Origin of the sequence: Actinocatenispora rupis, from assembly GCF_016861975.1 — a bacterium.
Lineage (GTDB): Bacteria > Actinomycetota > Actinomycetes > Mycobacteriales > Micromonosporaceae > Actinocatenispora > Actinocatenispora rupis.
The window spans coordinates 25,973-32,042 of the sequence record NZ_BOMB01000039.1; the positions used below are offsets into that span (position 1 = coordinate 25,973).

7 protein-coding genes are annotated in these 6,070 nt (G+C 73.6%); 3 read left to right on the forward strand and 4 right to left on the reverse strand.

Annotated elements, in window-relative coordinates:
• Positions 1–24: 24 nt before the first annotated feature.
• From Aru02nite_RS30150 to Aru02nite_RS30165, 4 genes are all read right to left on the reverse strand, one after another.
• Positions 25–804 carry a sigma-70 family RNA polymerase sigma factor gene (locus Aru02nite_RS30150; RefSeq protein WP_203663368.1) on the reverse strand — a complete coding sequence of 260 codons (780 nt, stop codon included), beginning with the start codon at positions 802–804 and terminating at the stop codon, positions 25–27.
• A gap of 124 nt (positions 805–928) precedes the next feature.
• The gene (locus tag Aru02nite_RS30155) at positions 929–1,573 is read right to left on the reverse strand and encodes an alpha/beta hydrolase family protein (protein ID WP_203663370.1); all 645 of its coding nucleotides are present in this window, start codon (positions 1,571–1,573) and stop codon (positions 929–931) included.
• Positions 1,531–1,872: a WhiB family transcriptional regulator gene (locus Aru02nite_RS30160; protein WP_203663372.1), complete on the reverse strand. Its 342-nt coding sequence runs from the start codon at positions 1,870–1,872 to the stop codon at positions 1,531–1,533. The genes Aru02nite_RS30155 and Aru02nite_RS30160 overlap by 43 nt, the downstream gene beginning before the upstream one ends.
• A 184-nt stretch (positions 1,873–2,056) precedes the next feature.
• The gene (locus Aru02nite_RS30165; RefSeq protein WP_203663374.1) at positions 2,057–2,707 is read right to left on the reverse strand and encodes an SOS response-associated peptidase; all 651 of its coding nucleotides are present in this window, start codon (positions 2,705–2,707) and stop codon (positions 2,057–2,059) included.
• Between the two features lie 108 nt (positions 2,708–2,815).
• Between Aru02nite_RS30165 and Aru02nite_RS30170 the strand changes: the two genes are divergently transcribed.
• From Aru02nite_RS30170 to Aru02nite_RS30180, 3 genes are all read left to right on the forward strand, one after another.
• On the forward strand, positions 2,816–4,192 hold the full coding sequence (locus Aru02nite_RS30170; RefSeq protein ID WP_239077045.1) for a 3-phosphoshikimate 1-carboxyvinyltransferase: 1,377 nt from the start codon (positions 2,816–2,818) through the stop codon (positions 4,190–4,192).
• Positions 4,193–4,328: 136 nt separating this feature from the next.
• A complete protein-coding gene (gene rsgA / locus Aru02nite_RS30175; RefSeq protein ID WP_373325018.1) occupies positions 4,329–5,336 on the forward strand; it encodes a ribosome small subunit-dependent GTPase A in 1,008 nt (335 codons plus the stop codon).
• Between the two features lie 190 nt (positions 5,337–5,526).
• Positions 5,527–6,070 (forward strand): GH25 family lysozyme (locus Aru02nite_RS30180; RefSeq protein WP_275408752.1); only part of this gene is annotated, 544 nt, incomplete at its 3' end.

Genomic DNA, 6,070 nt, shown 5'->3' on the forward strand with positions numbered 1-6,070 from the left:
TGCTCGCCATACGCGGTCACAGCGTCACACCTCCTGCCCGGCCGGCGCGGTCGCCGAACGGGAAAAGCCGCGGTCCCCGGCGTACGTCTCCAGCATCTGACGAAGGTTCCGGCGGCCCCGGTGGAGGCGGGACATCACCGTGCCGATCGGCGTGTCCATGATCTCGGCGATCTCCTTGTAGGAGAAGCCCTCCACGTCGGCCAGGTAGACGGCCAGCCGGAACTCCTCGGGCAGCCGCTGCAGGGCGTCCTTGACGTCGGAGTCCGGCAGCCGGTCGAGTGCCTCGGTCTCGGCGGACGGCAGCCCGCTCGACGAGTGCGACCCGGCCTCGGCGAGCTGCCAGTCGGTGATCTCCTCGGTCGGCGCCTGCACGGGCTGACGCTGCCGGCGCCGGTACGAGTTGATGTACGTGTTGGTGAGGATGCGGTACAGCCAGGCCTTGAGGTTCGTGCCCTCCTGGAACTGGTGGAACGCCGCGAACGCCTTCAGGTAGGTCTCCTGGACCAGATCCTCGGCGTCGGCGGGATTGCGCGTCATGCGCAGACCCGCCGCGTACAGCTGGTCAACGAACGGCATCGCGTCCTGCTCGAACCGGGCTCGCCGGCGCTCCGGCGTCTCGGTACGCGTCACGTCCTCGTCCCCCCTCGACCGCACCTGGGCCGAGGATACGCCGGAAGTGCCCACCCCGCCGCGGGTCGCACCGGGGGTGGTCGTGGACACGTCGGGGGTCCACTCCGGTGCCGACAGCAGGGACCTGAGCCGGGCCGAATCGCCCGCTCGGCCGCTACGAGCCGTTACCACCACATCGCTCCCTCCGGCCCCGACCGCGTCTGGTACGGGGCGCCTGACCCTGCCAACGCACGAGGCCGCGGCGGAATTCCGGGACGGCGACCGGCCGGGTACGGACAGTGGCTCAGGTCACCGTCGGTCAGCGCGCCCAGCCGTGCTCGACCAGCCAGCCGACGGCCACCTCGGCGACCCCGGCGGGATCGGTACCGAGGCCGTGCCGTTCGCCGGGGCGTACCTCGACGTGGACGGCGTCGGACGCGGGCGGCACGCCGAACGGGTCGCGGTCGCCGTTCACCACCAGCGTCGGCAGCTCGGTCGGCAGCTCGGCCAGCCGCGACTTCTCCGGTTTCCCGGGCGGATGCAGCGGGAACGCCAGCGCCAGTACGCCGACCGCGCCGAGCGCCACCGCCGTACGGCAGGCGACGCGGGCACCGGACGACCGGCCGCCCACCACCAGCGGCAGCCGGCGCGGCACCTCCGCCCACACCGCCGCCACCAGCTCCGCGTACGCCTCGTCGAGGTGTCCGGCGGGCGCGGGGGCACGCCGGCCCGCGAGCCGGTACGGCTGGGTCGTGCGGGCGACCGCGACGTGTGCCGCGTACGCCGCGTCTCGTACGGCCACGAGGTCGACCGCGTCCACGCCACCGCCCGCGCCGTGCCCGAGGACGAGCAACGACCGCGGCGCCCGCGGTACGACGAGGTCGGCCTCGGCGGGCCCGCGGGACGTGTCGACGCGCAGGGTCAGTGCGCTGGAGTGGGCTCCGGCTCGTGCTCCAACCGCCATGCCACCAGCATGGCGCGTCGTTCCCGCGGCGTGGTGCCGCCCCACACACCGTTGCAGTCCCCCTGGTCCAGCGCCCAGGCCAGGCAGGAACCCTGGACGTCGCAGGCCCTGCACAGGGCGAGCGCGACGTCGGCCGGCTCGCTCGGCGCCGGGAAGAACGTCTCCGGGTCGACGGTCTGGCATCGGCCGCGTGCCCGCCAGGCGAGATCGGACAACCGGTCCCGTTGCGCCTTGAGCATCCGAGGATCTCGGCATGCCGCCGCGACCTCGTGCGGGCGGGGCATCCGCGCCCGGGTCATGTGCCACCTCCGGAACTGGTGGGGCCGCTGTGTGGGGGTCCGACGAGCAAGTCGTCGGCGCTGTGTTTTACCCCACGGCACAGACCGTACGCAAGGTTTGCCGGCGCGCCTTGAGCCATGATCCATGTCAAAAGCGCACATAAGTCGCCAAAAAAGGGTTGCGAGAGACCGTTTCGTGACTTCGTCAGAAGAGCGTGGGCGTCACGTACGGTGCCGGCGGGCCGACCGGGCGCACGCTCAGCCCGGCGACCAGCGCGTCCTCCGGCGGCGCCAGCAGATCCGGATCCGCGGGGCCCGCGCAGTCCAGCCACTCGGCCCACCGGTGCGGGGCGAGCACCAACGGCATCCGGTCGTGTACGTCCCGGAGCCGGCCGAGCGCCGCCGTCGTGACGATCGTGCACGTCGGCGGAAACCGGTCGGACCCGTCCTCGTACAGGCCGGCGAAGGCGAGGGGGCGGCCGTCGGCGGCGGCCAGCTCGTGCTTCAGCGGACGCGGCAGCTCCTCGGCGCGGCGCCACTCGTACCAGGCGTCGGCGGGGACGAGGCAGCGGCGGCGCGCGAACGGCACCCGGTACGCCCGGGTCTCGGCGAGCGTCTCGGCCCGCGCGTTGATCATGCGGGCGGCGGAGCGGCGGTCCGGCGCCCACGGCGGCAGCAGGCCCCAGCGGACCGCGACGACCGCCCGACCCTCTCCCGTACGCCGGCGCACGATCGGTACGGCGTCGGTGGGGCGCAGCTCCTCGGTCGGCACGAGCGCGCCGCCGGTGTCGTCGGCCGCGTCGAAGAACGTCGCGAGCTGGCCGGCGCTCCGCGTCGACGCGTATCGTCCACACACGACACCGAAGGTACCGCCGGCGGTGGGATCGGCGGCGTGCCCGGCGAGGCGGAATCCGACAACCAGCTGAACGGGCACGAAAGTGCGTCGACCCGGCAGACTGGGATCATGGCCACGAACAGTGAAGCACCGATGCCGGTGGGGAACGATTCGGGCGACGGGCGGCCGACGCCACGTCCGGCCCGGCGTACCGGTCCGCGCGGCTGGGCGGCCGCGCCACTGCGCTGGCCGGCACCGACCGCGTCCGCCGCGGTGCACGCGCGGGTCCGGGTACCCGGCTCGAAGTCGATGACCGCGCGGGCGCTGCTGCTGGCCGCCGTCTCGGTCGGGCCGAGCACGTTGCAGCACCCGTCCGAGTCGCGGGACAGCGTGGTGCTCGCGCGGGGCCTGCGCACCATGGGCTGCCACGTGTCGAGCGTGGACGACGAGCAGTGGCTGCTGCGTCCGCGGCCGCTCGCCGGGCCCGCGCACGTCGACGTCGAGCGTTCCGGTACGGCGATGCGTTTCCTGCCGCCGGTGGCCGGGTTCGCCGACGGGCCGGTGTCGTTCGACGGGGCGGAGGTGTTGCGCGGGGCGGCGCTGCGCCCGCAGCTCGACGCGATGCGCGAACTCGGCATCCGGGTGGAGACCGGTACCGGCGGGCTGCCGTTGACCGTGTCCGGCATCGGCCGGGTGCCGGGCGGCGACGTCGTACTGGACGCGTCCGGGTCGAGCCAGATGGTGTCCGGGCTGCTGCTCGCCGGGCCGGACTTCGACCACGGACTCGTGGTACGGCACGACGGCGCGCCGCTGCCGGTGGCCCCGCACATCGAACTGACCGTGGCGATGCTGCGCGCGGCCGGCGCCGGCATCGACGACACCACGCCGAACGTGTGGGAGGTGGAGCCGGGCCGGCTGTTCGGCCGGGCCTGGACGATCGAGCCGGACCTGGTCGCGGCCGCGCCGTTCCTGGCCGCCGCGCTGGTGACGGGCGGGCAGGTGACCGTACCGGGGTGGCCGACCCGTACCGGGGCGCCGGGTGCGCCGCTGCTCGACCTGCTCACCGAGTTCGGCGCGCACTGCGTACGGTCGCCGGAGGGCCTGACCGTACGCGGGGGCGGGGTGCTGCACGGGGTCGACGCGGACGTGTGCCGGCTGGGCGAGCTGCTCCCGGTGCTCGCCGTCCTGGCCGCGCTCGCCGACGGCCCCTCGTACCTGCGGGGCGTGGCGCGTACGCCGGGGGCGCCGGACCTGGTGTCCGGGCTGGCGGCCGCGCTCGGCACACTGGGGGGCATGGTGACCGAGGTGGCGGACGGCGTGCGGATCACGCCGCGCCCGCTGTCCGGCGGCGGGTTCGACACCCGTCGCGACCACCGTCTCGCGCACGCCGGCGCGGTGCTGGGGCTGGCCGTACCGGGGGTCGTGCTGTCCGACGTGTCGTGTACCGCCAAGAGCCTGCCGGACTTCCCGGGCATGTGGCGCCGGATGCTCGGGACTCCGGCCTGACCGCCCGGTCCCCGCGGCGGGCGTACGGCGCCGGCGGGGTGGCCGCGGCCGAACGTTCCGCGGCCCGTGACCGGGTGCGGCTATGGTCGCTGCACGAGGGGCGCGCCGTGCGCCGCGGAGCGGGCCGGAGCGGCGGATGGCACCGGTGAGGCGCCGGGAGTACGACGAGGACGACGTGCGGGTGCGCCCGGGTCGCCCGTCCCGGCCGCGTACCCGGATCCGGCCGCGGCACGAGGGCGCGGCGGCCGGCTTCGTCGTCGCCGTCGACCGTGGCCGCTACACCTGCGTACTCGACGACGGCGGCGGGACGATCACCGCGATGCGGGCGCGCGAGCTGGGCCGCAAGTCCGTGGTGGTGGGCGACCGGATCGCCCTGGTCGGCGATCTCAGCGGGGAGCCGGGCAGCCTGGCCCGGATCGTACGGATCGAGCCGCGCGCGTCGGTGCTGCGGCGCACCGCGGACGACGACGACCCGTACGAGCGGATCGTGGTGGCGAACGCGGACCAGCTGGTGATCGTGTGCGCCCTGCAGGATCCGCCGCCCCGGACCGGTTTCATCGACCGCTGCCTCGTCGCGGCGTACGACGCGGACGTGCGGCCGTTGCTGTGCCTGACGAAGGCGGACCTGCCGGCGGCGGACGCCGAGCGCGCCCGGCTCACCGAGTACTACGCGGATCTGGAACTGGACGCGGTGGCGTGCCGGCCGGACGGCCCGCTGGATCCGTTGCTGGACCGGCTCGCCGACCGCCTCTCGGTACTGGTGGGGCATTCCGGGGTGGGCAAGTCGACGCTGGTGAACCGGCTGATCCCGGGTGCGGACCGGGCGGTCGGCGGGGTGAGCGCGGTCGGCAAGGGCCGGCACACGTCGACGAGCGCGGTCGCGCTGCCACTGTCCGATGTGGACGGTTGGCTGGTGGACACGCCCGGGGTGCGGTCGTTCGGACTGGCGCACGTGTCGGCGGAGTCGCTGCTGCACGGGTTCCCGGATCTCGCGGCCGGGTCGGTGGACTGCCCGCCGGGCTGCGACCACGGCCGGGACGCGCCGGGCTGCGGGCTGGACGCGCTGGTCGCCGCGGGCCGCGCCTCGGCGCACCGACTGGAGTCGTACCGGCGGTTGCTGGCGTCGCGCGCCGGCGAGCTCTGACCCCTTCGCGTACCCGGTGAGCTGCGTGGCGGTCACCCCGCGTACGTCCGCGATGGTCGAAAGTAACCGACTTGGCGGAACTTTGGAAGAAATCTGCCGCTAAGTCTTGAGCCGCCGCGTACCTCCTGCGAGTCTGTCCTGTCCAGCCCACGACAACCCCCATGAGGCTGGAACCCACGGGAGGTTACCCATGACCGGTTCCCTGGCGCGTCGGGCAAGACGCGTCCTGTACGCCGCCGTCGCCGTCGCCGCAGCCGCGGCGACATCCCTCGGCATGGCGGCACCCGCTCAGGCCGCGACGTACCTGAAGGGCCTGGACGTCTCGCACTACCAGGGCTCGATCAACTGGTCCTCGGTCAAGAGCAACGGCGCGAGCTTCGCGTACGTGAAGGCGACCGAGGGTACGAGCTACACCGACCCGAACTTCGCGGCCAACTACAACGGTTCGTACAACGCGGGCCTGATCCGCGGGGCGTACCACTTCGCGCGGCCGAACATCTCCTCCGGCGCCACCCAGGCGAACTACTTCGCCGCGCACGGCGGCGGCTGGTCGGCCGACGGCAAGACCCTGCCCCCGGCGCTCGACATCGAGTACAACCCGTACTCCGGTGGCACGTGCTACGGGCTGTCGCATGCCGGCATGGTCAGCTGGATCCGCGACTTCTCCAACACCATCAAGGCCAAGTACAACAAGTACCCGATGATCTACACGACCTTCGACTGGTGGAACACCT

What these genes read in the sequence shown, in the direction of transcription:
- Aru02nite_RS30155 (WP_203663370.1), bottom strand. Translation starts at nt 1,573, where the DNA reads ATGGCGGTTGGAGCACGAGCCGGAGCCCACTCCAGCGCACTGACCCTG.
- Aru02nite_RS30160 (WP_203663372.1), bottom strand. Translation starts at nt 1,872, where the DNA reads ATGACCCGGGCGCGGATGCCCCGCCCGCACGAGGTCGCGGCGGCATGC.
- Aru02nite_RS30170 (WP_239077045.1), top strand. Translation starts at nt 2,816, where the DNA reads ATGGCCACGAACAGTGAAGCACCGATGCCGGTGGGGAACGATTCGGGC.
- rsgA (WP_373325018.1), top strand. Translation starts at nt 4,329, where the DNA reads ATGGCACCGGTGAGGCGCCGGGAGTACGACGAGGACGACGTGCGGGTG.